General features: G+C 38.7%; 24 protein-coding genes. 14 read left to right on the top strand and 10 right to left on the bottom strand.

From position 1 onward, the window contains the following. Positions 1-3 precede the first annotated feature (3 nt). Positions 4-846: a glycosyltransferase gene (locus ACZ5L8_RS03460; protein WP_464439783.1), complete on the bottom strand. Its 843-nt coding sequence runs from the start codon at positions 844-846 to the stop codon at positions 4-6. 111 nt (positions 847-957) lie between these two features. On the opposite strand from ACZ5L8_RS03460, the gene ACZ5L8_RS03465 reads away from it, so the two are divergent. Then, the gene (locus tag ACZ5L8_RS03465) at positions 958-1758 is read left to right on the top strand and encodes a glycosyltransferase domain-containing protein (protein ID WP_464439785.1); all 801 of its coding nucleotides are present in this window, start codon (positions 958-960) and stop codon (positions 1756-1758) included. Between the two features lie 18 nt (positions 1759-1776). Continuing rightward, positions 1777-2541 carry a Kdo domain containing protein gene (locus tag ACZ5L8_RS03470; RefSeq protein ID WP_464439787.1) on the top strand — a complete coding sequence of 255 codons (765 nt, stop codon included), beginning with the start codon at positions 1777-1779 and terminating at the stop codon, positions 2539-2541. On the opposite strand, the gene ACZ5L8_RS03475 is transcribed toward ACZ5L8_RS03470, so the two are convergent. Then, positions 2542-3315, bottom strand: coding sequence for a glycosyltransferase family 2 protein (locus ACZ5L8_RS03475; protein WP_464439788.1), 774 nt, complete (start codon positions 3313-3315; stop codon positions 2542-2544). A 49-nt stretch (positions 3316-3364) separates the two neighbouring features. On the opposite strand from ACZ5L8_RS03475, the gene ACZ5L8_RS03480 reads away from it, so the two are divergent. After that, positions 3365-4201: a glycosyltransferase family 2 protein gene (locus tag ACZ5L8_RS03480; RefSeq protein WP_464439790.1), complete on the top strand. Its 837-nt coding sequence runs from the start codon at positions 3365-3367 to the stop codon at positions 4199-4201. On the opposite strand, the gene ACZ5L8_RS03485 is transcribed toward ACZ5L8_RS03480, so the two are convergent. Both ACZ5L8_RS03485 and ACZ5L8_RS03490 read right to left on the bottom strand, forming a co-directional pair. Continuing rightward, positions 4195-5256 carry a glycosyltransferase family 9 protein gene (locus tag ACZ5L8_RS03485; RefSeq protein WP_464439792.1) on the bottom strand — a complete coding sequence of 354 codons (1062 nt, stop codon included), beginning with the start codon at positions 5254-5256 and terminating at the stop codon, positions 4195-4197. The genes ACZ5L8_RS03480 and ACZ5L8_RS03485 overlap by 7 nt on opposite strands. Positions 5257-5266: 10 nt before the next feature. Continuing rightward, a complete protein-coding gene (locus tag ACZ5L8_RS03490; RefSeq protein ID WP_464439794.1) occupies positions 5267-6082 on the bottom strand; it encodes a 2,3,4,5-tetrahydropyridine-2,6-dicarboxylate N-succinyltransferase in 816 nt (271 codons plus the stop codon). A gap of 138 nt (positions 6083-6220) precedes the next feature. On the opposite strand from ACZ5L8_RS03490, the gene ruvX reads away from it, so the two are divergent. From ruvX to mazG, 4 genes are all read left to right on the top strand, one after another. Further along, positions 6221-6631 carry a Holliday junction resolvase RuvX gene (gene ruvX, locus ACZ5L8_RS03495; RefSeq protein WP_464439796.1) on the top strand — a complete coding sequence of 137 codons (411 nt, stop codon included), beginning with the start codon at positions 6221-6223 and terminating at the stop codon, positions 6629-6631. 17 nt (positions 6632-6648) lie between these two features. Beyond that, on the top strand, positions 6649-7236 hold the full coding sequence (gene def / locus ACZ5L8_RS03500) for a peptide deformylase (protein ID WP_464439798.1): 588 nt from the start codon (positions 6649-6651) through the stop codon (positions 7234-7236). Positions 7237-7296: 60 nt separating this feature from the next. Continuing rightward, positions 7297-7719 carry a DUF5606 family protein gene (locus ACZ5L8_RS03505; RefSeq protein ID WP_462598824.1) on the top strand — a complete coding sequence of 141 codons (423 nt, stop codon included), beginning with the start codon at positions 7297-7299 and terminating at the stop codon, positions 7717-7719. Between the two features lie 96 nt (positions 7720-7815). After that, entirely contained in the window at positions 7816-8589 is a 774-nt protein-coding gene (gene mazG, locus ACZ5L8_RS03510; RefSeq protein WP_464439800.1) for a nucleoside triphosphate pyrophosphohydrolase, read from the top strand. On the opposite strand, the gene ACZ5L8_RS03515 is transcribed toward mazG, so the two are convergent. After that, on the bottom strand, positions 8586-9341 hold the full coding sequence (locus ACZ5L8_RS03515; RefSeq protein ID WP_464439801.1) for a helix-turn-helix domain-containing protein: 756 nt from the start codon (positions 9339-9341) through the stop codon (positions 8586-8588). The genes mazG and ACZ5L8_RS03515 overlap by 4 nt on opposite strands. A gap of 233 nt (positions 9342-9574) precedes the next feature. Here ACZ5L8_RS03515 and ACZ5L8_RS03520 point away from each other — a divergent pair, with 233 nt between their 5' ends. The 6 genes from ACZ5L8_RS03520 (at position 9575) to ACZ5L8_RS03545 (ending at position 19095) form a co-directional block, all read left to right on the top strand. Beyond that, positions 9575-9976, top strand: a complete 402-nt coding sequence (locus tag ACZ5L8_RS03520) for a CesT family type III secretion system chaperone (RefSeq protein WP_464439802.1) — start codon at positions 9575-9577, stop codon at positions 9974-9976. A gap of 27 nt (positions 9977-10003) precedes the next feature. Next, on the top strand, positions 10004-10720 hold the full coding sequence (locus ACZ5L8_RS03525; protein WP_464439803.1) for a PspA/IM30 family protein: 717 nt from the start codon (positions 10004-10006) through the stop codon (positions 10718-10720). A gap of 2 nt (positions 10721-10722) precedes the next feature. Continuing rightward, positions 10723-11439 carry a hypothetical protein gene (locus ACZ5L8_RS03530; RefSeq protein ID WP_464439804.1) on the top strand — a complete coding sequence of 239 codons (717 nt, stop codon included), beginning with the start codon at positions 10723-10725 and terminating at the stop codon, positions 11437-11439. A gap of 14 nt (positions 11440-11453) precedes the next feature. Then, a complete protein-coding gene (locus ACZ5L8_RS03535) occupies positions 11454-13520 on the top strand; it encodes a flotillin family protein (protein WP_464439805.1) in 2067 nt (688 codons plus the stop codon). A 169-nt stretch (positions 13521-13689) separates the two neighbouring features. After that, positions 13690-18585 carry a DNA repair ATPase gene (locus ACZ5L8_RS03540; RefSeq protein ID WP_464439806.1) on the top strand — a complete coding sequence of 1632 codons (4896 nt, stop codon included), beginning with the start codon at positions 13690-13692 and terminating at the stop codon, positions 18583-18585. A gap of 21 nt (positions 18586-18606) precedes the next feature. Further along, complete coding sequence (locus tag ACZ5L8_RS03545; protein WP_464439808.1) at positions 18607-19095, top strand: GyrI-like domain-containing protein; 489 nt, start codon at positions 18607-18609, stop codon at positions 19093-19095. A gap of 63 nt (positions 19096-19158) precedes the next feature. Here ACZ5L8_RS03545 and ACZ5L8_RS03550 read toward each other — a convergent pair whose 3' ends face one another. After that, positions 19159-20958, bottom strand: coding sequence for a hypothetical protein (locus tag ACZ5L8_RS03550; protein WP_464439809.1), 1800 nt, complete (start codon positions 20956-20958; stop codon positions 19159-19161). 242 nt (positions 20959-21200) lie between these two features. Between ACZ5L8_RS03550 and ACZ5L8_RS03555 the strand changes: the two genes are divergently transcribed. Then, entirely contained in the window at positions 21201-22349 is a 1149-nt protein-coding gene (locus ACZ5L8_RS03555; protein WP_462598814.1) for a Gfo/Idh/MocA family protein, read from the top strand. A 61-nt stretch (positions 22350-22410) separates the two neighbouring features. Here the strand turns inward: ACZ5L8_RS03555 and ACZ5L8_RS03560 are convergent, their stop codons facing one another. Genes ACZ5L8_RS03560 through ACZ5L8_RS03575 form a run of 4 tightly spaced genes read right to left on the bottom strand, consistent with a single transcriptional unit; the run spans position 22411 to position 26326 of the window. Further along, positions 22411-23268 carry an alpha/beta hydrolase fold domain-containing protein gene (locus ACZ5L8_RS03560; protein WP_464439811.1) on the bottom strand — a complete coding sequence of 286 codons (858 nt, stop codon included), beginning with the start codon at positions 23266-23268 and terminating at the stop codon, positions 22411-22413. A 12-nt stretch (positions 23269-23280) separates the two neighbouring features. Further along, the gene (locus tag ACZ5L8_RS03565; RefSeq protein WP_464439813.1) at positions 23281-23826 is read right to left on the bottom strand and encodes a hypothetical protein; all 546 of its coding nucleotides are present in this window, start codon (positions 23824-23826) and stop codon (positions 23281-23283) included. Between the two features lie 26 nt (positions 23827-23852). Beyond that, positions 23853-24203 carry a DUF2200 domain-containing protein gene (locus ACZ5L8_RS03570; protein ID WP_464439814.1) on the bottom strand — a complete coding sequence of 117 codons (351 nt, stop codon included), beginning with the start codon at positions 24201-24203 and terminating at the stop codon, positions 23853-23855. A gap of 32 nt (positions 24204-24235) precedes the next feature. After that, positions 24236-26326, bottom strand: a complete 2091-nt coding sequence (locus ACZ5L8_RS03575) for a CehA/McbA family metallohydrolase domain-containing protein (protein ID WP_464439815.1) — start codon at positions 26324-26326, stop codon at positions 24236-24238. Between the last annotated feature and the right edge of the window lie 110 nt (positions 26327-26436).

Consider the following 26436-nt stretch of genomic DNA (forward strand, 5'->3'; position numbering starts at 1 on the left):
AAATTACTTTTTAAATCCTAAGCGAATACTTCTTTTAATAGATTTAGTAAAAGACTTCTCGTGAGACTTAATATTATTGCTAAGGCTTTTTCCCTTCCATTGAGACTCTGGGATGAGCGCGGTTTTAATTTCTGCTCTGTCTTCTGGATCAGCAATGAATTTGTCTAACACCTCAGGCTCAACATCTCCAAAACCAGCAAAATCATTCACCTTGTTTTCTTCATGAATGATAGACATCCATTGTCTACTACCTTTTATGGTCTCAAGATTAGGATCGCGCTTCCATGCGCCGTGTATGCGCTGCCACACAGATTCAGGATTTTCATTAATCTCAATAAGACTTATAAAAGGGTTGAAGCGTTGCAAACGCTTACCGATCTTATAATCTGGCGAAACTTGTAATGTGTAACCATCAATAAAGTCAAGCGCCCAGTGCGTGGTTTTTACAAACCGTTTTTGCACTTCTGCAACGTATGTATTTGCTAAACAATCGTCGTTGTCTAGTCTGCTGGTGATGATATAAGGTTGGCGTGATTGTCTGATCTCACTTTGAATGCTAGGCACAAATTGCTCCATCCCATCAGCGTAACGTGGTTGGAAATTGGGGAATTCTTTTGCTAGTTCCTCGATCCTTTTTTTAAAGGTTTCAGGAGTGGAAACATCAAAATAAACTAACCATGTGAAATTCTGGTTGAGTTGCGCCTTTACAGATGAGAAACAAAAACGCTCAAAAAGCACAAATCTATTAGAAAGCCATTCTTCAGTAAGAACAGGAATATTATTCTTTGATGTATCCCAACCTTCTTTTTTAAGGTTGAAGCGAGTAATTATAAAATGATCAAACATACGCCTGTAAAATTGCAAAATTATCAATTAACTTTTGGCAACAGCCAGAGAATAAAATAATATGTAATCAAGAAACTTATATTTGCACACAATGAATATTGATTTGTAGTTATGGCTTTCGCCAAAAGTATTGTTGTTTATACCGCGCTATTCGGTAAAAATACCGGCCTTGTAGAGCAAAAGAATTTTAAAGGCATTGACTTTATTTGTTACACAGATCGTGATGATATAAAGTCAAAAACTTGGAAGGTAATTAAGGTAAAACGACCTGTTGAAAATGATGCCGTAAGAAGTAATCGCTGGTACAAGATCAATCCACACCTGCATCTGCCAGAGCAATATGATCAGAGTATTTATATAGATGCAAATATTTTAGTTCTTCAGGATCTTAAGAAGAAAGTCAATCTCTGGCTAAAGGATAAAATAATGGTGCATTTTGATCATAATCTCACCGTTCATGATCCTCGTGATTGTGCTTATGCCGAGTGTGAAGCGATTATCGAGATAGGCGAGAATACAGGCATATTTAAGGATGATCCTGCTGTGATGAAACCGCAGATGGAGCGATTTAAAAATGAAGGCTACCCACAAAATAACGGACTCATTTTTGCCTCTGTTTTGATAAGAAAACACAAAGATGCTGATGTCATAAACTTGATGAACAGCTGGTGGGATACGGTTTTAAATCAAAGTAAAAGAGATCAACTTAGTTTTAATTATCACGTCTGGAAGCTAGGTTTAGAAGACAAGATCAAAGTACTTCCTGGCGATTTGAGAGAGGGAAATCCGTGGGTTTATATGATCAGACACCGCAATGATTTTAGATGGAAAGTCTTTAGAACCAGACTCAAAAATAGTTTGGGACTATTAAAATTAAAAAACCGTCTTCCGCAGGATTTTGATAACGTATAGTAATTGTAATTTTGCAGCATGAAAGTGGTTATCTCTCAAAAATTCAAAGCGCAAGAATCACGCTTACGCGAAATCATCTCAGATTTTCAAAAGGCTGGCAAAACCATTTATGGCGGCTCTAGAAATACCATCAAGATCTTTCCGCTTGACGGGATAACAATTAATGTAAAAGCGTTTAAGGTTCCGCATTTTATCAATAAAATCGCCTATCGCCATATACGCAAGTCTAAGGCAGAACGCTCATATTTATACGCAAATACGCTGTTAGAAAAGGGCATCGGCACTCCAGAGCCCATTGCTTTTTTTGAGTTTAAAACGCCGTTTACCTTTCAAGATAGTTACTACATCTGTGAGCATCTAGTGTGTGATTTTACCTTTAGAGCGCTTGTAGATGATCAAGAAAATATACCTAATTGGGAAGATACGCTGCGTGCATTCACGCAATTTACTTTTAAAATGCATGAAGCTGGTGTGGAGTTTCTAGATCATTCGCCGGGCAACACCTTGATAAAGGTTGATAACGCTTCCGCGAAATTTTATCTCGTTGACTTAAATAGGATGAAATTTCATACCGCAATGCCACTTGAAACCAGAATTAAGAATTTTGCAAAACTCACTCCCAGAAAAGATATGATCGAGATCATGGGAGATGAATATGCAAAACTCGTGGGAGAAAATTCCACGGAAGTGATCTCAAAAATGTGGGCTGAAACGCAAGAGTTTCAAAATAGATTTCACCGCAAACGTGCGCTAAAAAGGAAGCTTAAATTCTGGAAGAAGTAATTATAACTGATTTTTGCGATAAAGCCACAGTTTAATATAACGTAGGGCTGTAGCATAACCCGCAAGAAAACTTATTGTAAAACCTACAACGCCATCCCTATATCCCTGCTGAATAATAAAGTGTTTAAAAAAGCGCCAAGGCGGCTTTACTAAAAGGTGAAACGCAGTGATCTTACCCGTTTTTTTATCATAATCAATGGCTTGCCAGTACGCATAGCGATTGAGTTTTGTGATATAATCGTCTAAGCTTTGATACGTGTTATGAGAGATCTTATTCTTTAAAAAACCGATCTTTCCATCGGTTTTAATTTCTTCGTGCACCATTTTGTTTTCATAACGGCAATCTGCTTTTTTAAATAAGCGAATTACTTTATCATTTTGCAGACCGCTATACTTAATGTGTTTGCCCATAAAATGATTGGTGCGATAGATCCAGAAGCCTGCGATGTCTTGTGGTGAATTTTTCAGGGTTTCTTTGATCTCTTTTTGTAATTCTGGTGTTACACGCTCATCTGCATCAAGAAGTAAGATCCAATCATGAGTAGCTTGCGGGATCGCCCAGTTTTTTTGAGAAGCGGGATAATCAAACTCTCGCTGCAGGACTTTTACGGGGAACTTTTTGGCTACAGCCAAAGTATCATCTGTGCTATAAGAATCTACAATGATGATCTCATCTGCAAATGATATAGATCGTATTGCGGCCTCAATAGTATGAGCCTCGTTAAAAACAGGAATAATTACCGAAAGTTTCTCCATAACATGTATGCCTGCCAAATCTAGCAACTTTTGATCAGAAAGGGTTAATTTTGCAAAAAATAACAGCATGAACACATTACCAAAAATCTCTCTTATAATGGCCACCTACAATAAAGTAGATTGGCTAGAAAAAGTTTTGTACGGTTATAGCGTACAGACGTATAAAGACTTTGAGGTAATTATTGCTGATGATGGCTCTGGTGCTGAGACAAAGGAGCTTATAGAGCGCTTTCAGAAAGATTATCCTGTGCCGTTGAGACACGTATGGCATGCAGATGAAGGGTACCGTCGCCAGACTATTCTTAACGTTGCGATCATGGAAGCAAAGCACGAATATATTGTCTTTACTGATGGTGATTGCATTCCTAAAAATGATTTCTTAGAACGTCATGCGATCTATGCAGAGAAAGGTAGATTTTTATCTGGTGGTTATTGTAAGCTGGATATGGATTTAAGTACTTTGATAAAACCAGAGGATATAACTTCTGGAAATTGCTTTGATGTGAAATGGTTAAAAGAACACGGCAAAGTTGGCGCTTCTCAACATAGAAAGTTAGCCAGTGGCGAGACGGTTGCAAAGATCCTAGATACGATCACGCCTAGTAATGCTTCTTTTAATAATTGTAATTCTTCTGCTTGGCGCGAAGATCTTATCGCTATAAACGGTTATGATGAACGCATGCAATATGGTGGTCCAGACCGTGAGCTTGGTGAGCGTTTAGAAAATAAAGGAATCAAAGGAAAACAGATTCGTCATCGTGCGCTGTGTTTACACTTAGATCATGCGCGTGGTTATAAAACTAAAGAATCACTAGAGCGTAACCTTGCAATTCGCAAAGCCACAAAGAAAAATGGCTACACTTACACAGATCACGGGATCGTGAAGAGTGCAGATAATCAATAAGATTTCTGCAGAAACTGTTTTAATTCTGGTACGACTAGGTCTGGTGTGAAGTGATCATATAATTCACTGTTTTCTGCACGTAAGTCTTTTTTGTCTTTATCTTCAAATAGCGCTGGCGCGAAATCATTAAGGTGAACTGCTACTTGTCTTGGGCCGGGATAAGAATCCCAAGCTTTGCGTTTTGTGGTGGGTGCGTAGATCGCAAAAGTGTAAATGCCTACTGCTTTTCCCATATTTACAGCTCCGCCTTCGTTGCCTATGATCATTGAGCATTGCGAGAGAACGGCGATGAATTTCCTTAAACTTTTAGCATAAACGTCATCTAGAATTCTTGCACGAGTTTCGGCTGAGCATAAGGCTAGAAATTCTTCTACCTGCGGTCTTTGCTTTGGGATATAGTTAATAAGAATAGGAGCAGAGGTGTTTTCTACGATCTCTTCTACTATTTCTTTCATGTAACGCAGCGGATAGGTTTTGCTCTCAGAACTTCCTAAAAGTGAGATCATAATAGGCTTCTCATCTTCTGAGATATTAGCAGACTTTAAAAACGCTTTTGCTTCAGCGATCTCATCATTGTGCAAATAGATCTTTGGCTTTAAAGCCAAAGGGAATTTTCCCGGAAGCGGTTCTAATGTTTTTAGGCGGTTTTCTATAGCAAGGCCAGCTTCTGTTTGCGGTTCGCTAGCATAACTGAAGGTGTAATTGTAAGCGAGTTTAGTGTACCACTTTTTATAACCGATGCGATATTTTGCGCCGCTTTGTGCAGTGATGATCCCGGTGCCTATTTTTGAGTAGATGTCAATAATGGTGTCGTAGTTTTGAGTTTTTATTCTTTTGGCGAAAGCCATAAGAGAAATCTCATTACCAGCATCGTCCTGCCTGTCAAAGATCACATTGCTTATAAACGGATTATGCGCTACAACAGCAAGTGTATGCGGCTGTATTAGATAATCCAGTTGCGCATCTGGATACTGGCCACGCAAGGCCTCAAAAAGAATAGACGACGTTAACACGTCGCCTATCATCTTTTGTTGTATGACCAGAATTTTCTTCAAAATCAGAAAATTATACTGCTACATTATGCTCTCTCAACGCGTCGTTAAGTGAGGTCTTTTTATCTGTGCTTTCTTTGCGCTTACCTATGATGATCGCACAAGGAACGTTGTATTCTCCCGCTGGGAATTTCTTAGGGTAACTTCCTGGGATCACAACGCTGCGAGGAGGTACAAAACCTTTAGTCTCTACAGGCTCATCACCAGTAACGTCAATAATTTTAGTAGAACCTGTAAGCACCACATTTGCACCAAGAACAGCTTCTTTACCCACGCGTACACCTTCTACCACGATACAACGCGACCCGATAAATGCATTATCTTCTATGATCACAGGAGCAGCTTGCAAAGGCTCTAGCACTCCGCCTATACCAACACCACCACTCAAGTGAACGTTTTTACCTATTTGCGCACAGCTACCCACAGTTGCCCATGTGTCTACCATTGTGCCTTCGTCTACATAAGCACCAATGTTTACATAACTAGGCATCATGATCACACCTTTAGAGATATACGCTCCGTGACGTGCAACAGCGTTAGGCACAACACGAATTCCTTTATCCTGATATCCAGTTTTAAGAGGCATTTTATCATGATATTCAAAGATACCAACCTCTAGTTTTTCCATTTTTTGAATAGGGAAATAAAGCACCACAGCTTTCTTTACCCATTCGTTTACCTTCCATCCGTCGCCGTCTGGCTCTGCAACACGCAAGGTTCCTGCATCGATCAACTCGATCACTTCTCTTATGGCGGTTTGCGTTACTTCTTCATTAAGCAGGGATCTATCTTCCCATGCAGCTTCTATAAGGTTTTGTACTTGTTTCACAGTTTGTAGGTTTTGGTTTTTTTGGCTGTAGCCAAAAAGTAAATTATCAAAAAACGGCGATAAAGATACCCCATGCGGATTTAAAAAGCCAAGGCAGTAGTAATAAGTTTTAAAGCCTTATTTTTGCCAAAATTTTTTATGGCACGCATTCTCGCGCTAGATTATGGTACAAAACGCACAGGAGTGGCTGTGACAGATGAGTTGCAACTTATTGCATCTGGTCTTGCTACAGTGCAAACTGGCGAGTTACTTGCTTTTTTAAAAGAATATCTGCTAAAGGAAAGTGTAGAGAAAATAATCGTAGGGCAACCTAAACGCATGAACAATGAAGCCTCTGGTGTTGAGGTTGAGATCGTTAAGTTTCTTGAGAAACTTGTAGAGATCACATCATTACCCATTGTTAGAGTAGATGAGCGTTTTACTTCTAAACTGGCATCACGCAGTTTATTAGATAGTGGTTTAAAAAAGAAAAAGCGTCAAAATAAAGCCTTGCTAGACGAGATAAGTGCAACGATCATATTGCAAGATTTTTTGCAATATGGCCGATAATTAAGAAAATCTGATAGATGAAATTACCTATTGTAGCCTTTGGCGATCCTGTATTGCGTAAAAAAGCAAAAGATATCACACCTGAATATCCCGAGCTTAAGGAGCTTATTAGCAACATGTATGAAACCATGTATGGAGCTTCGGGAATTGGGCTTGCTGCTCCTCAAGTGGGCTTGCCTATACGTATGTTTGTGGTAGATGGAACGCCCTTTGACGATGATGAAGATTTAAGTGCAGAAGAGCAAAAGTTCATGTCTACGTTTAAGAAAACCTTTATCAACGCAGAGATCCTTGAAGAAACTGGTGAAGAGTGGTGTTTTAGTGAAGGTTGCTTAAGCATTCCTGGTATTACAGAGGATGTTTTTAGAAATGCTGACATCACCATTCGCTATCAGGATGAAGATTTTAAGGAGCATACAGAGCAATTCTCAGGTATTGCTGCTAGGATCATACAGCATGAATATGACCATATTGAAGGCATACTTTTTACAGACAAACTAAGTCCGTTAAAGAAGCGTTTAATAAAAGGTAAACTTAATAATGTCACTAAAGGAAAAGTGAATGTGGATTACCGCATGAGGTTTCCTGGAAAAAAAGGACGTTAAACCGTTTTGAAAATACAATTAAGGCTAAGATATTTGCTGGCCTAAAAAAAGACAACATTTATGAAATTGGACAAGATTTTGGCCATATCAGGAAAACCTGGATTATACTACTTAAGAGCTCAAACAAGAACTGGGCTTATCGCAGAATCTCTTACAGATGGTAAGAAAATGCCAGTAAGCATGCGTAACAACGTGAGCGTACTTAGTGAGATCGCAATTTACACATTAGACGGCGAGACCTCTTTAAGAGAGATCTTTGCTAAGATCAAAGAAAAAGAAAATGGTGGTCAAGCGCTAGATCATAAATCAAGCAAAGACGAGCTAGAAGCATATTTCTTTGAGATCGTACCTAACTTTGATGAAGATCGCGTGTATGCGAGCGACATTAAGAAGGTGATACAATGGTACAACCTTCTGCAGGCAAACGATATTATGGACTTCAGCACAGATGAAGAAGCTCCTGCAGCAGACGAGGAAGAATAAAACTTCTATATACAATTACAAGATCCCGGCAAATTAGCCGGGATTTTTAGTTTATCTGGCTTTCGCCGAAAGGCATCTTTCTTTAATTTTAAAAGCATGAATACACGACAAGATCAACTCAAAGCAATAGACCGTCTACTCACCATTATGAATGAGCTGCGCGAGCAATGCCCGTGGGATAGAAAACAAACGATGGAAACGTTGCGACATCTTACTATTGAGGAAACTTATGAGCTTGGTGATGCCATCCTAGACAATGATCTTGAGGAAGTAAAAAAAGAACTTGGTGATCTTTTACTTCACATTGTGTTTTATGCAAAAATAGGGAGCGAGAAAAAATCTTTTGATATCGCTGATGTGGCAAACGGTATTTGCGAAAAGCTCATTACAAGACATCCGCACATTTATGGATATGTAGATGTTAATGATGAAGAAGATGTAAAACGCAATTGGGAAAACCTTAAACTCAAAGAAGGGAAAAAGTCAGTTTTAGAAGGTGTGCCTAGATCTTTACCTGCATTAGTAAAAGCCAGCCGAATACAAGATAAAGTAGCCGGGGTAGGTTTTGACTGGGAAGAGCCGCAACAGGTTTTTGAAAAACTACAAGAAGAGTTAGAAGAGCTTCAACATGAGGTTAACGTTGCGGATCAGAAGAAAATAGAGGCCGAATTTGGCGATGTGATGTTCTCAATGATAAATTACGCTCGTTTTCTCAAAGTTGATCCAGAGAGCGCATTAGAGCGCACAAACAAGAAGTTCATCAAGCGTTTTCAATATCTCGAGGCTAAAGCCAAAGAAGGAAACAAAGAACTTCGTGATATGACCTTAGCAGAAATGGATGTTTTTTGGGAAGAGGCAAAGAAGCTTTAAAGCTTGCCTTTTAATTTGTTGATCTCCGCTTCAATTAAAGCAAGTTTGTTTTCTAATCCGTTTTGAACCTCAGGGATTCTACGGTAAAAAACATAGCGAACACGCCAGAGCTCTTTGATCTCACTTAGGTCTACTTCAATATCTTTTATTCCTTTATGCTCTGCTCTTAAAACAGCAGTTTTGCCAGTGATAAGCAATTTTCTTACAATGATATTGTCTTGTAAAATAGCAAAGATCAACTGACCATTATTCAGCTTTTTGTAAACCTTTTCGGGTACGAGTTCACCTATTACAATATCATTAGGCAATAAACCGTCGTCATTTACCGTCATCTCAAGATTATTAATGGTAAATGCTCTGAAGGTTTTTTCTACATTTAGCGGAAGCGATAAAACAGGCATGTCTTTAATAAAAGACGATTTATCATAATATTTTAAATAATCTGCACGGTTATTTTCTGTGATGCACGGTACGCTGGCAAAAGCCTCTTTTTTATATTGCTCATCGTCTAATGTGAGGTCTGATCTAAATTTTAGCAGCTTATTTACCGTTAATTCTTGCGTTAGCAAATCATCAATAGGTATGCTAAAATAATTAGCAATTTTTATGATGGTATCTATCTTTGGTTCGCTTCTTCCTTCTTCGTATGCGCCTAAAGTACCACGTTTTAAGTCAAATAGATCGGCAAAAGCCTGCTGACTCAGTTTCTTAAGGGTGCGTATTTTTTTAATGTTATTTCCAAAAAAAGACATAAAATGCTAATTTTATTTGCAAATATATTTTTCTCTTTATATATTTATCTAACAATATTAGCAAATACTAGTCAATACTGCTAATTCTTTTAGAAAATAAGTTTAATCAAAATTTTAATTATGGTATCTATAATCGCAATTCTCTGTTTAACAATACTCTCAATTTTGTTCTAAAGAGATTAGCATTTTTTCGTATTATTAACCTTTATTAAAATATAACACTAACCAATATTATGAATGAGAAGAATTACTATGCCTTGATCAAGGATTTTCTTTTCCAGCTTGACTGCGATATAACAAAAGAGAATCAGGATGAGGGGATATTGGTGATTCAAAAAGAAAACTTTGGGATCAAGAATCTTATTCTTGGCGTCGCGCCACCTATCTTGATCATTGAGCAGTTTATCTTTAAGATCAACAATAAGTCTGGCGAAGTATTTCAAAGCCTTTTGCAAAAAAACAGAGATATAATTCATGGCGCTTTTGTGCTTGATGAATCTGGTGAGCGTGTGATTTTTAGAGACACCTTGCAAATTGAAAATCTAGATCTTAACGAACTAGAAGGAACCCTTAATTCTCTTAGTCTTTTGCTAAGTGAATACTCTGAGAAGATTATCGCATTTTCCAGATATTAAACACAATAACAGTATAAAATTACAATCATGAATATCTTTAAACGCATTTTTAAAATAGGCCAGGCAGAGGCAAATTCTGCCGTAGATAAGATGGAAGATCCCATCAAGATGACAGAGCAAGGCATACGCGATCTCAAAGTAGATCTTGAGAAAAGTCTTGAGGCGTTAGCGCAGGTAAAAGCTCTGGCAATAAGAGCAAAGAACGATCAAGAAGAGTATCGTGACAAAGCAGAAGATTACCATAACAAAGCGGTATTAATACTTAAAAAAGGCGCTCAAGGCGAAATGGACGCTGCTGAGGCAGATCGTCTTGCTAAAGAAGCACTAGTTAAGAAGGAAGAGGCACAAGCACATGTTAAACGCTCTGAAGAAGAGGTAAATAAGTTTAACGGAAACGTTTCTCAACTAGAGAACAATGTGCAGAAGATAAAGAGCAATATCAGCAATTGGGAAAACGAACTGAAAACGCTTAAAGCCAGAGTTAAGGTTAGTAATGCTACAAAAAGTCTTAACAAGCAAATGGCAGATATTGATAACTCAAGCACAGTTTCTATGCTAGAGCGTATGAAGGAAAAAGTAGCACAAGAAGAAGCTCTTGCAGAAGCTTATGGCGATATAGCAAATGCATCAAAGAGTATTGATGAAGAATTAGATAAAGCAGCAGATACCACAGAAGCAAAGGCTGAAGATGAACTTGCTAGCTTAAAATCAAAATTAGGATTAGACGACAGTAAACAGGGGTAACATTGGACGGTATTTTTGATATACTCTTTTCACAGGTAAACTTTGTGCTTACCTGTTTATTGATCCTCATGGTCATATACTGGCTCGTTACTATGATAGGCGGTATAGACTTTGATCTGGATTTTGATGTTGATGTAGACGTTGATATTGACGCAGACATAGATGTCGATTCAGGGATCGAAGGCGGAAATCTAGACTTCCAGGATGTGGCAAATGCAGAGGTGCATAAAGACCATGTCGTGGGTAAACGTAGACAACCATTAAAATGGTGGCAGGTGTTTTTGATCTATTTCAATTTTGTAGGTCTACCATTTATGTTCACATTTACAGCAGTGATCTTTGTATGGTGGTTTATGACCACGCTAGGAACAACCTTGACACATACTTATGACAATGGGATAGGCTTTGCTATAATGCTAGGAGCTATAATTCCTGCGCTTATTGTAACAAAGTTGCTTACAACTCCATTTAAATCATTCTTTAAGAATTTAAATAAAGATGGCGATGTAGCTGTTGATTTCTTGGGGCGAAAGGGTACTTTACTGTCAACCATTTCCGGAGCTAAGATGGGCAATGCAGAAGTAACTGCAGATGGTAATTCTATGTCAGTTTATGTAAAATCACTGGATGGAAATACCATAGCTTATGGATCTAAGATCTTAATAATTAAAAAATCTGATGACGGGAACTTCTTTTTCGTCCAGGCATATAATGAATAACCTAACATAATAAAATGAGTAACATCTTAACAATCATTGGTATGGGTGTGGGGCTTTTATTGTTCCTCATCATCGTTTACTTCGCGATCATCGCGATGTTTTATAAAAAAGTTCCGCAGGGTAAAGCGCTTGTACGAACTGGTTTTGGAGGTACAAAAGTCGCTACAGACAAAGGTTTGTATGTGGTTCCTGTTTTCCACAAGGTGGAGATCATGGATATTTCTGTAAAAAAGATACAGATAGAACGTCTTAATCACGAAGGGTTGATCTGTAAAGACAACATGAGAGCAGATATTAAAGTGGCTTTCTTCGTGCGTGTAAATAATGATATTGAATATATCAAGAAAGTAGCACAAACCATAGGCGTAGAGCGTGCTTCACGTATAGAAACACTTGAAGATCTTTTTGAAGCAAAATTTTCTGAAGCGCTTAAAACCGTAGGTAAAAAGTTTGAGTTTATTGAGCTTTATGAGGCCAGACGAGAATTTAGAGATGAGATCGTTGATATAATCGGTACAGATCTTAATGGTTACACACTAGAGGATTGTGCGATAGATTACCTTGAGCAAACAGAGATCAATCATCTTAAGGCAGATAATATTCTGGATGCAGAGGGTATCAAGAAGATCACAGAACTTACTGCGGTTCAAAACATGAAGGCAAACCTTATCAAACGCGATGAGGAAAAAACCATCAGAAAGCAAGATGTAGAAGCAAGGGAAGCAATTCTTGAGCTAGATAAACAACTTGCCGAAAAAGAAGAACAGCAAAAACGCGAGATCGCTAATATAAAATCTCGTGAAGAAGCTGAGACGCTAAAGGTAAGAGAAGAAGAACGCTTAAAGTCTGAAAGCGCTAGGATCGCTACAGAAGAAAAAGTAAAAGTCGCTGAAGAGAATATGCAACGTCAGATCATTGTCGCTGCAAAAAATAAACAGCGCACAGATGCTGTTGAGACAGAGCGTGTAGAAAAAGATCGTTTACTTGAAGCTACAGAGCGTGAGCGCGTGGTAACGCTTGCACAGATCGAGAAAGAAAAAGTAGTTGAAGTAGAGAAGAAGAACATTCAGGATGTGATTCGTGATCGTGTAATGCTCGAAAAAGGTGTTGTAGAAGAGCAGGAGAACATGAAAGATATTGCAGCCTTCAAAACTGCAGACCGTAACAAGCAGGTAAAAATTACTACCGCAGAAGCAGATGCTCAGGAAGATCTTATCAAAAGAATAAAAGCTGCTGAGGCAGAAAAAGAAGCTTCTAAGCAAAGAGCAGAAGAGATCAATATTGAGGCTCAAGCCAAAAAAGAAGCCAGCGAGAAAGAGGCTGAAGCACGTAAGATTTTGGCGGAAGCCAAAGCTAAAGAAGAAGCTACAATAGGTATGTCTGAAGCTCAGGTAATGCATGCAAAAGCTGATGCGAATGAGCGTCAAGGTCTTGTAGATGCATTGATCACAGAGAAAAAGGCAAAAGCTGAAGCAGCTGGTATCGAGGCAAAAGCCGAGGCGATACGCAAACAAGGTGGCGCAGAAGCTGAGGTTATCAAAGAAAAAGCGCTTGCAGATGCTGCCGGTATTGAAGAAAAAGCTGAAGCGATGAAGAAGCTTGACGGTGTAGGTCGTGAGCACGAAGAGTTCAAACTACGTCTAGACAAAGAACTTCAGGTAGATCTCGCACACATTAACATCCAGAAGGATATTGCAGATGCACAGGCACAGGTAATAAGCGATGCGCTTAAGGCTGCTAAGATCGAGATCGTGGGTGGTGAGACTATGTTCTTTAACCAGATCATGGGTCAGATCGCACGTGGTAAAGGTTTTGACCGTCTTGTTGAAAGCAGTAAGAACATTTCAGATGTGCGTGATGCGATCTTAGGAAGCGACGATGTTAAAGGCAATCTTCTTGCAAAAGTGAGAGATTTTGCTGAGCAATATGGCGTGTCTTCAGAGGATATCAAGAATCTATCTATCGCTAATCTTTTAATGCATCTTAAGAACAAATCTCAGGATGCAGAGGAGCAAACACTCTTTGGTAATTTGCTAAATCTGGCAAATGGTCTGGGAATGGGCGATAAGAAAATTAATTAGTACTAAGCGGGAACGTCTGTTTCTTGGGCGTTCCCCTTATTTCTTTCAGAAATTGGGTCGGGCTTTCGGCAGTCGCTTTTTTTCGCCATAAGGCAGAAAAAAGAGCTCCAACAAATGCCTCAATCCCTAACGCAAATTACATTCATAACTATTACTTCAGTACAGCTTAATGGCACAAGATCAAGATACAAATAAAGCAAATCAAGGCCTAGACGCCGGCACGTATGAGATCATACAAAGCCGTCTTCAAAAGCAAAAAACCGAACTACAGCAAAGGCTAAGCAAACTTAATGAGTCGCGCAAAGAGGTTTTTGGTTCTCTTGAAACTAAGCTAATTGCGACTGATAGGATCAATACAGAGAACAATTGTATTCCTCGAGATATTATTTCGCTGGGTGAGGTTTGTCTTTTTGGGTACAATGTGCATTTTGGTCTGCGCACAGAGATAAAGCTTTCTGATGTTTTTAGCATTTACACTTATAGTGAAAATAGATTTGAGCCTGTAAATCTTGATTTGATCGATGATGATCAGTTTAAATTAGATTTTGCCAATCTCTACAAATATTACCGCAATACCATTTTTACAAAGTTTGCGGTAATGGGCAATTACCTGCATATGGTTTTTCAGCTAAGCGAAAGTGTAACTGATATCAAAACCTTTAAATGGCTCATCGCAGATGGAAGCTTAACGTATGTTGATAACCGCAGCGATCATGAATTTAAATATCCATCGCAATACGATTTTAAGTGGCAGGAAGTAAATAGAGATATGCATCGTTATGGCGAGCACAGTCATGTGAGCATTCTAGATAAGGTATTTGTAGAAACCATAGGCGGCGATCTTACCATTAAAATTGAAGATAATACAGATGATGGTCAAGGGATCTTATCAGAGCCTGTAGAACATCTTGATCAAACGCTTGATGACGGTCAGTTTAGATACGCAGATCTGGGGAATCTTATTGTTCTTGAGATAAAACCCTTTCAAGAGAATCCGCGCTACTTTGTTTACAATCATAAATTACGCGAAGTTCAGAAGGTAGAAAGCGTTGCAGATGCTGCGGTTTTACTTCCAGACGATCAGGGATTGATGTTTCCTAACGGGTATTATTTGCAAACGGGTCGCTACAATCTTTTTGATAATCAGATCAAAGGTCTCAAGTTTGAGCAACAGATCATTTCGCCAAACGGCGAAGATTATATGTATGTTTTTTACTTGCCGCAAGATGGGTCATACTATCTTATTTCCTACAATGTGATAGAGCAGGAAGTTCAAACGCCTATTCAATGTAATGGATTTACCATCATGACAAATGGTGAATTGTGTTACTTCAAGAATGAGAATGAGCAAACCAGACATCATGTTGTTCAAATCTGGCAAACGCCTTATCTCAAAGGCGATATTATCCCGTCACAGCATCAAGATACCATTCTTTATAAGATAGGTAACAAGGATATTGTGAAGGCCATGGCAGAGTCTAATGAGTTGATCACGCTGCTTAATAAAGAGGATAATTATGATGGTTTGTATGCAGATATTGCAAAGCAGGCTAAAGATATAAGCGATGCGTTTTATTGGCTCAATGAGAGCGAAGCTTTTAAACTTAATGAGCCTCTTGGCGAAATAAAAAAAGCTGCGAACGCTGCCATTGACGAGTTTGATAAAGTAGTACAGCTTAAGAAAACGGCAGCTGCGCAAACCAAAGATATTAAGGAAAAAGCACAGCTTGTTTTTGATAAAATAAAGAGCACCTCTTTTAGATCTATTGAAGAGTACGTTAATGTTCTCACACAGTTGCGCGGCTTGCGTGGTGAGATCATAAGTCTTTATGAAGTAAGATATATAGACGAAAAATTACTTAAAGGTCTAGAGGAAGAGATCGCAGAGCAATCAAAAAAGATCTCTGGACGTTGCGTTAATTTCTTGCTAGACGATAAAGCCCTTGCGCCATATCATAAACGAGTAGGGGAGAAGCAAAAGGAGCTTAAAGCGGTTAAAAAGGTCATTGAAGCTAAAAAGCTTGAAGATGAGGTTAATCAGATAGCAACAGATCTAGAACTGCTTATTGACATAGTTTCTAATCTTGAGATAGAAGATACTTCGCATAGCACAAAGATCATAGATAATATTTCGCTGATCTTCGCTACGATAAACCAACTCAAAGCTAATCTTAAGAATACACGCAAATCGCTGGGTAAAGAAGAAGCGCAGGCAGATTTTGCCGCGCAGATGAAGCTGGTAGATCAAGCGATCATAAATTACCTAGACGTTTCAGAAACACCAGAGAAGTGTGACGAATACTTAACTAAAGTTTCTATACAGTTAGAGGAGTTAGAAGGTAAGTTTGCAGATTTTGAAGGTTTTATTACCGAAATAATTGAGAAGCGTGAAGAGGTGTACACAGCCTTCGAAGCGCGCAAAAATACACTTGTTGAGCGCCGAAATAAAAAGGCGGTAGCTTTTCAAAATGCTGCTGAACGCATTCTTAAAGGTGTCAACAAGAAAGCCGAAAGTCTTAAGTCTGCTGATGAGATCAACGGTTATTTTGCATCAGATCTAATGATCAATAAGGTGCGAGATATTGTCACTCAACTTAGAGATCTAGAAGATGTAGGTAAAGCAGAAGAGCTTGAGAACAAGTTAAAAACCGCTCGTGAAGATGCTTTGAGAAAACTTAAGGATCGTCAGGAATTGTATGAAGACGGCGAGAATGTAATTAAGCTGGGTAAACATAAATTTGGTGTAAACAAGCAAGCGCTAGATCTTACCATTGTATACAAGAACGACGAACTCACCTATCACATCACAGGTACAGATTTTTACTACCCTTTACAAAGTGAAGCGCTCAAGGAAAACAAGATTTTTTGGGATCAAGAATTGGTTTCTGAAAATGATAAAATTTACCGTGCGGCTTATCTGGCTTATAAAATTTTTAAAGATCGATCTTGGGAAGTTTTACAAAAAGCAACGCCAGAAGATCTGCATGAGCTTGTGAAAAAGCAAAGCAGTACACAATATTCAGAAGGGTATATCAAAGGTGTACACGATGTAGATGCGGCAAAGATCCTTAATGTTCTTGTGCAAAAACATGGCGATCTTGGCATGTTAACGCATCATCCACAAACTAGGGCTTATGCACAATTTTACTGGTATAGTTTGCAAAATGGTGAGAAGCAAAAACTCAATAATACCATAAAAGCTTCAGGCGAGGTGCTGGCTTATTTTCCAGAGAGTAGAGAATACGCATTCATCATTCATATGCTTGAGCAAAGGATTAACGCTTTCGCGGAAGCGACACAGATCAAACTTTCTGCAAATGCAGAAGATGTTGCCGTGGCGCTTTTTGACGAACTTAAATCGGATAATAATTTTGCGGTGAGTGTAGTGGCTCGCCAACTCAAAGAAGCGTTCAACAAAAACCTGAAGGAGCAAAAGGCTGATCTTAAATTCAGAGATAGTCTGGCACAGGCAGAAACGCATGAAGAACGCATTTTACTCGCCCGTCAGTGGGTCTCTGCATTTACTAAGAAGGTGTTTTTTGGCTTAAAGCCAAATGAACTACAACGCAAATTGCGATATGTAGATGAGACGGTGTGTTTACTTCTTTTTGAGGATGAATCGGTTTTAAATACAAAACCCGCATCTCCAGATGAAAATATCAGCGGTTTGCTAGGCGATCACGCAACGATCAGCGATGGAAGTTTTTTCTTTAATTATCATGATTTTGTAAGTGATCTTAAGCATTTCTCAGAAGAAACTGTACCCGCATTTGAAGCCTTCAGAAAACAAAAACATACGATCACAGAAGATCTTAAAAATGAACTTAAGCTTGATGAATTTAAGCCTAGAGTGCTTACTTCTTTTGTGAGAAACAGATTGATAGATCAGGTGTATTTGCCGCTTTTTGGAGAAAATCTTGCCAAACAGCTAGGGACGGTAGGCGATAATAAACGCACAGATCGCATGGGTATGTTGCTATTGATCTCACCGCCAGGATATGGTAAAACCACCTTGATGGAATATGTTGCAAACCGTCTGGGACTTGCATTTATGAAGATCAATGGTCCTGCGATAGGTCATGAGATCACTTCTGTAGATCCTGGTGCGGCAACAAATGCTGCGGCGAGAGAAGAGCTTAAAAAACTAAACCTCGCTTTTGAAATGGGAAATAACGTGATGTTGTATCTAGACGATATTCAGCATTGTAACCCAGAGTTTTTGCAAAAATTCATTTCGCTGTCAGACGGTACAAGAAAGATAGAAGGTGTTTTTGAAGGAGAGTCAAAAACCTATGATCTGCGTGGTAAGAAGTTTTGCGTGATCATGGCGGGTAACCCGTATACTGAGAGTGGCGAGCGTTTTAGAATTCCAGATATGCTTGCAAACCGTGCAGATATTTATAATCTGGGAGATATTATTGGCGACACTGCGCATTTATTCAAGTTGAGCTTAGTGGAAAATGCACTTACGTCAAACACAGTTTTACAGCAGTTAAGTGCAAAGAATTTTGACGATGTATATACATTAATAGATCGCGTAGAAACCGGAAATCAAGAAGCTCAGCTTAAAGGAAATCACACCAATCAGGAGGTTCAAGATTACATTAATGTGCTAGAAAAAGTGCTTAAAGTACGTGATACTTTGCTTGTGGTAAACAACACATATATCAAATCTGCCGGTATGGAAGATGCCTATCGCACAGAGCCGGCTTTTAAATTACAAGGGTCGTATCGCGATATGAATAAACTGGTGGCTAAAGTCGTACCTATCATGAACGATAAGGAGCTAGACACCTTGTTACTCACGCATTATGAGAGTGAATCTCAAACCTTGACAGCATCAGCAGAAGCAAACTTATTGAAGTTTAAAGAGCTTGCAAATAGGCTTTCGCCAAAGGAACTAGAACGCTGGGAAGTCATTAAAGAAACCTTTGTAAAGAACAACAAGCTCAAAGGTTTTGGCGATAAGAATGAAATGGCACAAGTATTAGCACAAATGATGGCTTTTACAGAGAATTTAGAAGGAATTAAAAAAGTACTTGAAAACGGTCTTAAAAATCAGTAAGTTTTAGGCTAACAAAGATCTATGCAAGAACCTATACTTCTAGAATTTCCAACTAAAAAACTTGTGGGACTTTCTATTTCTGGGAAGATATCCTTTGACGATACAAAAGCCATGTGGCAAAAATTCATGAGTCAGCGTGAGTTGATAGAGAATAGAGTGGCTGGTGAACTCTACTCAATGCAATGCTATCCTGATGGTTTTAAAATGGACGATTTTACTGAAGATACCCATTTTGAACGCAGAGCAGCTGTTGAGGTGAGTGCTTTTGGCGCAAAGCCAGATGGTTTTAAGAATTTTGAGCTTGCAGGCGGTATGTATGCAAAATTCATTCATAAAGGGCCGGTGCGTGAGTTTGTAGAAACCTCTAATTATATCTTTAAAACTTGGTTGCCCCAATCGCAATATACTGTTGATGATAGAGCGCATTTTGAAGTTTTAGGCGATAAATGCCTGGGTCCAGAACATCCGGATAGCGAAGAGGAGATTTACATTCCTGTGCGTAAGAAATGATATTTGGCTTTAAGCCAAAATGAAAAAATAAAAAGAGCGGCCATTTGACCGCTCTTTTGGTATTTAAATTTTTGTATATCTCCTGTCAGCTTCTCCAGGGCCTGAGCCAAAATCTGTGTAAGTAAGAAATGTTGTTACAGGGTAAGTGAGGTGGACTTTTTCTAGACTTAAGTCAAAGGTTCTATAAGACTCAAATCCAGAATGATAAAATCCACTTTCTCTTAAGAAATATCTTCCTTCAGATTTATATATTCTCCAAGATACTTCCCAATAAGCATTACCATCGTCATCAATACCATCCTTATTAGCACCATTAGGTCCATCGCCCACATATCTTCCGTAACCATCTTCATAAAGCATTAATTTTCTAGGTTCTGATGGGCTACTAAGCGTAAGAACTGACCATTCTCCTAATACCGCTTCTTCATAAATAGATGTTGAATCTATGATCTTATCGAGTTTAACTCGCACATCATCTTCTGTGATAAAATTTCCATCGTCATATCTTATTTTTCCAGAAAAGCTTCTAGGAAGTGAGCTATCATCAGCATTAAATTCTATTTCTATAGAGCTTGAAGAGTTTTTAGTCACTTTGACATTTATATCTGAAGGAAAACCTTGCATACTTATAAACTCACTTTTTCCTGCTCGTTGACGTTCTTCAGAGGAACTTGGGATCGCACCAAAATCATAGGTTATAAGTTCAAGCTTTTGTGACGAACTACTAAACCAACTTGTAAACCAGTTTGCCGTGTCTGAAAGTATCTGGTTAAGAGTATCTTTTACAGAAGACCATTTTGAAGAAAGTTCGTTCATTTTTGATGCCACGTTTGAAAGATAGTCGCTATTAGCATTTGCATCACTAGATACTATATGACGCTCAGAGGTTAGTATAGAAAACTCCTTAGGTTCTCTGTTATAGAACTCAAACGTTTCGTTCTCTTCATAGCTTTTATCAAAAGCCTTTAGCTCTTGTTCAAAAGGTAAAAAGCAATCCTTAAGTAGTTTTTCTCGCGAATAACTAATAATTGAAACAGCTGCATAAATTCCCGCAGCATAACCCACAACTGTTGCAATTATACCACCCGGTATAATAGTTGATAATTTAGCTACAAGAAGCGGTATCCCTTCTACAGATGCAATAAGTACTGCAGCTGTTATGATCACAATTCTTTCAGCATTTTTATCAAAGCAATCATAATCTGTATTTCCATCTAATGCGCGTGTAAGCTCAAGCAAAAAGTTAAGTGAAAACTGTGGATTTGCCTCATAAAAGAGCGCCATCTCTAGTTTCTCTTCTGCCGTTAGATTGGTCATAGCATTTTCATAATACGCAAGCATCTGCTTTGCAGATTCTAATTGATTGAAAACCCCATCGTCTAAGTTATCAGTATCATTTATTTGTTCCAGAATATTGCTCAATTGGCCTATAGGTTTCTCAACAGCCTCATAAATAACCTCTGTGGCATCTTCAGTAACTTGCTCTTGTATTTTAAAAGCGACAACTCCTAGCTTCTCATCGATCTCCAGTTTAAGATCATGTTCACCGGTGAGTGAACTAGGTATCAATAGACTTAATGTATTATCTCCATTATTTACAAGATCTACAGCCGTTTCTCCTAAGGTTCCAGTATAAGAATCTTCAGAGAATGACATGTCACTAGATGAAATCGTTACGATCTCTAGGGTGGTAACATCAGCATTTTCAACAGTCAAGTTAAAGGTTTCTGGCTGTTCTTCACCAGACCCATCTGGTTGATCGGGATTTTCTTGCTCTGAGCCATTTTTGTCAGGTATGGGCTGCTCGTCTTTTTCGCATCCTAATACCATTAGAATACACAGAATAAATAGAATTTTACGCATTGGTTTATAGGTTTAGTTCATAATGCATAAAAGTATTTGAGGCCTCACAGTTAGTAAATACCCATTGGAGGGGATTTTTGTCACTATTGATTTCTGAAAATCCTTTTGGCTTAAAGCCAAAAAACTAAAGCTATTCTCACGGTCTTATCAATATTTCTGCTTTTTACTGATGAAAATGGCTATTTTTAGCTTTCTTAACGAAAAAGCAGTATTTTTTACTTTTTAAAAATCAACCATAGTTTATGAAAAATATTAGAGTAGGCGTTGCAGGTATGGGCTTTATTGGGCCTGTGCATATAGAAGCTTTACGCCGAAATCCAGGGATCGAGGTAGTTTCAATTCTTCATCCAGATGCAAATGAGGCAAAAGCAAAAGCAGAGAGTCTTTCTATCGAGAAGTATTACACAGACTTTGATGAGCTTATTGCAAATGACGATCTAGATAGCGTGCATATTTGTACACCAAATTTCCTGCATTTTGAGATGGCAAAAAAAGCCCTTGAAGCAGGATTGCACGTAGTTTGTGAGAAGCCACTTTCTACCACGATAGAAGAGGCAGAAGAGCTTGTAAAGCTTGCTGCAGAAAAAGGTCTTGCAAACTGTGTTCACTTTAATTTGCGTTACTATCCGGCTGTTCGTCAAATGAAACGCATGCGCGAAACTGGTGAGCTAGGAAATATTTACTCGATCATTGGTTCTTACCTTCAAGATTGGTTGTTTTATGAAACAGATTATAACTGGAGATTAGAGCCTTCTCAATCTGGCGAATCGCGTGCTGTGGCAGACATTGGTAGTCACCTTATCGATTTGCTTGAGTATGTTACAGGATTGAAGATCACAGCAGTTTTTGCAGATTTTAATACCGTGCATCCCACAAGAAAAAAACCGCTTAAACCTATCGAGACCTATTCTGGTAAAATGTTGAAACCAGAAGATTATGCAGATATGGAGATCACTACAGAAGATTATGCTTCTATTTTGTTGCGTTTTGATAACGGTAACAAAGGTGTTGTAACGGTAAGCCAAGTGGCTGCTGGTCGCAAAAATCAGTTGAAAATTGAGATCGCCGGTTCTAATGAAACCGTGCAGTTTAACTCAGAGAGCCCTAACGCGCTTTGGGTAGGACATCGTGATAAGCCTAACCAAGAATTGATGCGCGACCCTGCGCTTTTTGATGGTGAGGCTGCTAAGATCATCAATTATCCTGGTGGTCATAACGAAGGTTTCCCAGATACTTCTAAGCAATTATTTAAAGAATTCTATGCGGCGGTGAGAGCAGGAGGACAGCCAGATGAGCCTACGTTCCCAACCTTTGCAGATGGATTGCGCGAGTTGATCCTTTGTGAGCGAATCATCGAGAGTCAGCGTGAAGAAAAATGGGTTAAGGCCTAGATGAAATTTTATTTGGCTTAAAGCCAAAACAACTAAACCACCTGCATCCGTAGGTGGTTTTTTATTTTAAGTATTCTTGAAAAAATGCCACCGACTTACCAATGGTGTAATCAAACCATTTCTCACTGAACCAGAAGGCATGAGCAGCATCAGGAATAAGATCCAGATCGCAATGCACACCAGCTTCGCCATATTTCTCAAGCGCTAAAATTGAATGACTATAATCTACCACTTTGTCATTAGAACTGTGAATGAGAAGGGCAGGAGGTGAGTTGCTGTCAATATGCGTTACAGGAGAAGCGAGGCGCCAGGTTTCTTGGCTTTCGCCAAAAGGTTTACCCAGCCAATGCTTTGGTCCCCAAGTAGCATGAAAGTTTGTAGGCGAAGCAAGGGCAACCACCGCTTGTAGACTGTAATCGGCATTTTCTGATTCTGGATTAAGCGCTTCAACATCTGCTGAAACTCCCAGTAAAAGTGCTAAATGCGCACCAGCAGAACCGCCTATCGCTCCAATTTTATTTGCATCAATGCCATATTTATCAGCATTGGTTTTTATCCATTGTAAAGCGTTTTTAGTATCAAAAACCGCAGCAGGGAACAAAGCTTCTTGAGCAGTGCGATATTCTATACAAACGGCTGCAAATCCTTTTGCGGTAAGCGCAGCAGCGATAGTTGCATAGCCTTCTTTATCGCCTTTTTGCCATCCACCACCACGAATGACTAGAATTGCAGGTAGTTTTTCGATAGTAGTTTCTTGAGGTTTGTAAATGTCTAGTAAAAGCGTTCTGTCTCCATATGTCACATAAGGGATGTTTTTAAAGACTTCTACATTGTCAGTAAGTTCTTTATGACGTTGTGCTAAGCTTTTTTCTGAAAAACAGACAAGGTAAAGGCAAACGAATAGTATTTGTATTCTCACGATAATACGTATTTAAATGAGCGTTATTTTAAACACTTGATCAGCTAAGATCAATATGGAACTAAAAAACATGACGATCAATGTCGTACCTAGTTGAAACTTCCATCCAAGATTACTTTTCGCGGAAGCGCGATAAACAAGATAAAATAAAAACACGCTTACAAGCACTGGCAAAGTGAAAGTACCTATTGCTAGATAAGCGCTTATTCTACCCTCATCGTTGAGGTTTATAAAGTTCATGAATCCTGCTAAAGCGCGCATGTAAAACGGCGTGAAGAGCAGTAAATACAAAGCTTTATTCCACTGGGGCTTAAGAAGGATATAAGCCAATACCGCTTGAAAAATCGTGATTATCGGTCCGGCGATCGAGATGAGAATGTGATCTTCTGTTTGCTTATAACTTCCTTGAACGGGAGATGTAGCGTTGAGTCTTAGTGTGGTGTCGTATCCCAGAATTTCACTTACAACCCAGTGTGAGAATTCGTGCAACAACCAAGTGAACAAAACGATAATGCAACCCCATAAAATATAATTCAAATTGATCTTTTGATCTTTCATAAGATTGCTGTTTTTATTAATTCATTTTATTCTCTTAGAATACTTTTCATCTTTTTGCCGCGGGCAAGCTCATCAATGAGTTTGTCCATATAGCGTATTTTTTGCATCAACTCATCTTCTATTTCTTCTACGCGGTAACCGCAGATCAAGCCTTTGATCTTTGATACATTAGGATTTATTAGTGGTGCTTCGGCAAAAAATGTTTCAAAATCAGTCTTATTTTTTATTTGATCTTCAAGACTTTCTTGATCATAGCCTGTTAACCATTTTATTATTGTGTCAACTTCTTCTTTAGTGTGTCCTTTCTTTTCGGCTTTTGTGATATAGTGCGGATATACGCTAGCAAAAGGCATGGTAAAGATTCTGTGTTTTTTCATCAAGAATTATTTAGGGGATTATTTTAATGAAATTAATCTTTTACAGGCTTTTCATCCAAATAAATTGTTTGTGTAAAAGCTCCATTTGCCGCAACATCCCATACTTCTAGACGTATCCATTTTTTACCGTTAAGCGTGGTGGAGAATTTTAATTGCTCAGAACCAAAGGCACGAGAAGAAACTGCTTCATAATTTTTAGTGTACGTCTTTTCACCGTCGCCAGTAACTATCTGTACATAATTCAAAGGGAAGGTATAGTTTACATCTAGTTCTATTTCAATAGTATCATCTTCTTTAAATGTAACAGTCTCTCCAGCTTCTTTGCCATTTATTTTAAATTTTGGGATCGTGATCTCACCAGTGGTACTAAAGAATTGACCTTTTTGCATGGCATTTACCACAGGTTTCCAACCTTTAGAGAAATCAGGGATTTCTTCGATCTTAAGATAATTCATGTTCATGTGTGCATACATCTCATTTTCTGGTGTGATAGTAAAAAGATCAGACTCTGCGATCACATGCTTCTTAAGTCCCCAATTGTTCATGTCATCTAGAAGATCTAGAACACGCCATCCTAGTTCTGGTCTAGATAGATCTGCTGGCATTGCCTTCCAGGCGCCACCTAAGAACTCATCTGCTTTAAAGAATTCTTCATCTTTATATTTATCAGGATAACCGGTAGAACCTTTAATACGAGGGTGCGCCGTCCATGCAAGACCGTTTTCTTTTTTAAGAAGATCAAGCATTTCATTTTTGTCTTTAATGCGGTATACTTTGCCGTATTTAGGGTCATTTGTGACAAACGGTTTATCATCATCGCGAGACATGATCCAGTACACAGGATTTGCAAAAAGCTGCATCCAGTGACCGCCTAAAAATTCATTAGGTTCTTCACCGGGTAGCAACAAAAATTCTTCATCAGAGACTTGATCACAAAGATCAAAAAGGGCTTTAAGTTCTTCTAGACGTAATTCATCTGGACCTTTGGGATGCGCGGTGTAATGAAATTCACCAAGATGCACGATATCAACCCCCATGCTTTTTAAGACATTCACAAACTCTGGCATATCTGGCACTGGCTTATCTTTTCTTACCACGTTCATAATGTATTCGTTATGAAAATGACTTGCCATGGTTTTGTAACCTTCAATTTCTGGATATGTATCACCGTGAGTGTATCTTTTTACATTATCTAGCAATTGTTTCTCATTACCGCCCCACAACTCACAGAAGAAGTTAAGACGCTGTTTTGTGTTAGGCGGGGCATTGAACCAAGGCACAAAGCGTTCATCACCTTTAGGTTCTTGTCTTATCCCTATTCCGTTTTTTGAGATCATGTTGCGATAGTTATTTCCGTGCCAAACAAAAGCCAAATTAAAGGCTTCATCGAGCGGATAGAAATATTGATGCGGCGCAGGAAAAACGGCAATCGATCCGTGATCTTGAGTCCCAATGATCGTGCGGTATTTTACCTTTTCATTTATGCTAGGAGCATCTGTGGTTGTAACGGTTTGAAATTCGTCAGTAGTTTTGGCGAAAGCCACATTTTTAAAAGGCTCATCAACGGTAAGACCGGCGTCATACAAGATTGCTGTGGCATCTTTTTCTGTCTCCACAACAGCTGCGATATTGAATAAATGTGTGTTGCTGTAGATCGTTATCTCAAGATTACCAGTGAAATCTGGCGCTTTGATTTCGCCAATACTTACCACTGTCCTTGAAGCAGTTTTAGTGACTTTAACAGACTTTTTTTCTAAGGTTAATAGGTGACTTTCATAAGGTCGTGTTGGCACTTTGTCAAAGAAAACCGTCCAGCCATTTTCTGGCTTGAGTTCGCGTTTACCCACATTTAAAATAAACTCTGGGTTTGCGTTCTTTATGATGGATTGTACATCACCCTCGCGCAACACATTTATCGCTTTGAATAGCGGATTTTCATCTTTAAGATCTAAGATCATTTCATAACCATAAGTATCTGCAATTTTCCAGCTTAGCGTTAAGAGATCGTCGTTAAGCGCTACTTTAGTAGCGTTTACTTCTGGATTTTCAGGTAGAGATACTGGTGTTTGCGCTTTCGCGAAAATGACTATGAGAGAAAGACAAAAAAACAAGCGATATTTCATTATTTCAAATTATTTGCTGGCCTATTAAAAAGGGCTTCAGTTATATGAGAAATGAAATATAGCTAAAAAAAATAAAACGTTTTAGTTGAATGCTGATTTTGGCGTAAGCC

The sequence above is a fragment of the Leeuwenhoekiella obamensis genome (genome assembly GCF_055391795.1).

Excerpts from the sequence above, each read along its gene's own strand:
- ACZ5L8_RS03460 (WP_464439783.1), bottom strand. The coding sequence starts at position 846 with ATGTTTGATCATTTTATAATTACTCGCTTCAACCTTAAAAAAGAAGGT.
- ACZ5L8_RS03465 (WP_464439785.1), top strand. The coding sequence starts at position 958 with ATGGCTTTCGCCAAAAGTATTGTTGTTTATACCGCGCTATTCGGTAAA.
- ACZ5L8_RS03470 (WP_464439787.1), top strand. The coding sequence starts at position 1,777 with ATGAAAGTGGTTATCTCTCAAAAATTCAAAGCGCAAGAATCACGCTTA.
- ACZ5L8_RS03480 (WP_464439790.1), top strand. The coding sequence starts at position 3,365 with ATGAACACATTACCAAAAATCTCTCTTATAATGGCCACCTACAATAAA.
- ruvX (WP_464439796.1), top strand. The coding sequence starts at position 6,221 with ATGGCACGCATTCTCGCGCTAGATTATGGTACAAAACGCACAGGAGTG.
- def (WP_464439798.1), top strand. The coding sequence starts at position 6,649 with ATGAAATTACCTATTGTAGCCTTTGGCGATCCTGTATTGCGTAAAAAA.
- ACZ5L8_RS03505 (WP_462598824.1), top strand. The coding sequence starts at position 7,297 with ATGAAATTGGACAAGATTTTGGCCATATCAGGAAAACCTGGATTATAC.
- mazG (WP_464439800.1), top strand. The coding sequence starts at position 7,816 with ATGAATACACGACAAGATCAACTCAAAGCAATAGACCGTCTACTCACC.
- ACZ5L8_RS03515 (WP_464439801.1), bottom strand. The coding sequence starts at position 9,341 with ATGTCTTTTTTTGGAAATAACATTAAAAAAATACGCACCCTTAAGAAA.
- ACZ5L8_RS03520 (WP_464439802.1), top strand. The coding sequence starts at position 9,575 with ATGAATGAGAAGAATTACTATGCCTTGATCAAGGATTTTCTTTTCCAG.
- ACZ5L8_RS03525 (WP_464439803.1), top strand. The coding sequence starts at position 10,004 with ATGAATATCTTTAAACGCATTTTTAAAATAGGCCAGGCAGAGGCAAAT.
- ACZ5L8_RS03535 (WP_464439805.1), top strand. The coding sequence starts at position 11,454 with ATGAGTAACATCTTAACAATCATTGGTATGGGTGTGGGGCTTTTATTG.
- ACZ5L8_RS03540 (WP_464439806.1), top strand. The coding sequence starts at position 13,690 with ATGGCACAAGATCAAGATACAAATAAAGCAAATCAAGGCCTAGACGCC.
- ACZ5L8_RS03545 (WP_464439808.1), top strand. The coding sequence starts at position 18,607 with ATGCAAGAACCTATACTTCTAGAATTTCCAACTAAAAAACTTGTGGGA.
- ACZ5L8_RS03550 (WP_464439809.1), bottom strand. The coding sequence starts at position 20,958 with ATGCGTAAAATTCTATTTATTCTGTGTATTCTAATGGTATTAGGATGC.
- ACZ5L8_RS03555 (WP_462598814.1), top strand. The coding sequence starts at position 21,201 with ATGAAAAATATTAGAGTAGGCGTTGCAGGTATGGGCTTTATTGGGCCT.
- ACZ5L8_RS03565 (WP_464439813.1), bottom strand. The coding sequence starts at position 23,826 with ATGAAAGATCAAAAGATCAATTTGAATTATATTTTATGGGGTTGCATT.
- ACZ5L8_RS03570 (WP_464439814.1), bottom strand. The coding sequence starts at position 24,203 with ATGAAAAAACACAGAATCTTTACCATGCCTTTTGCTAGCGTATATCCG.
- ACZ5L8_RS03575 (WP_464439815.1), bottom strand. The coding sequence starts at position 26,326 with ATGAAATATCGCTTGTTTTTTTGTCTTTCTCTCATAGTCATTTTCGCG.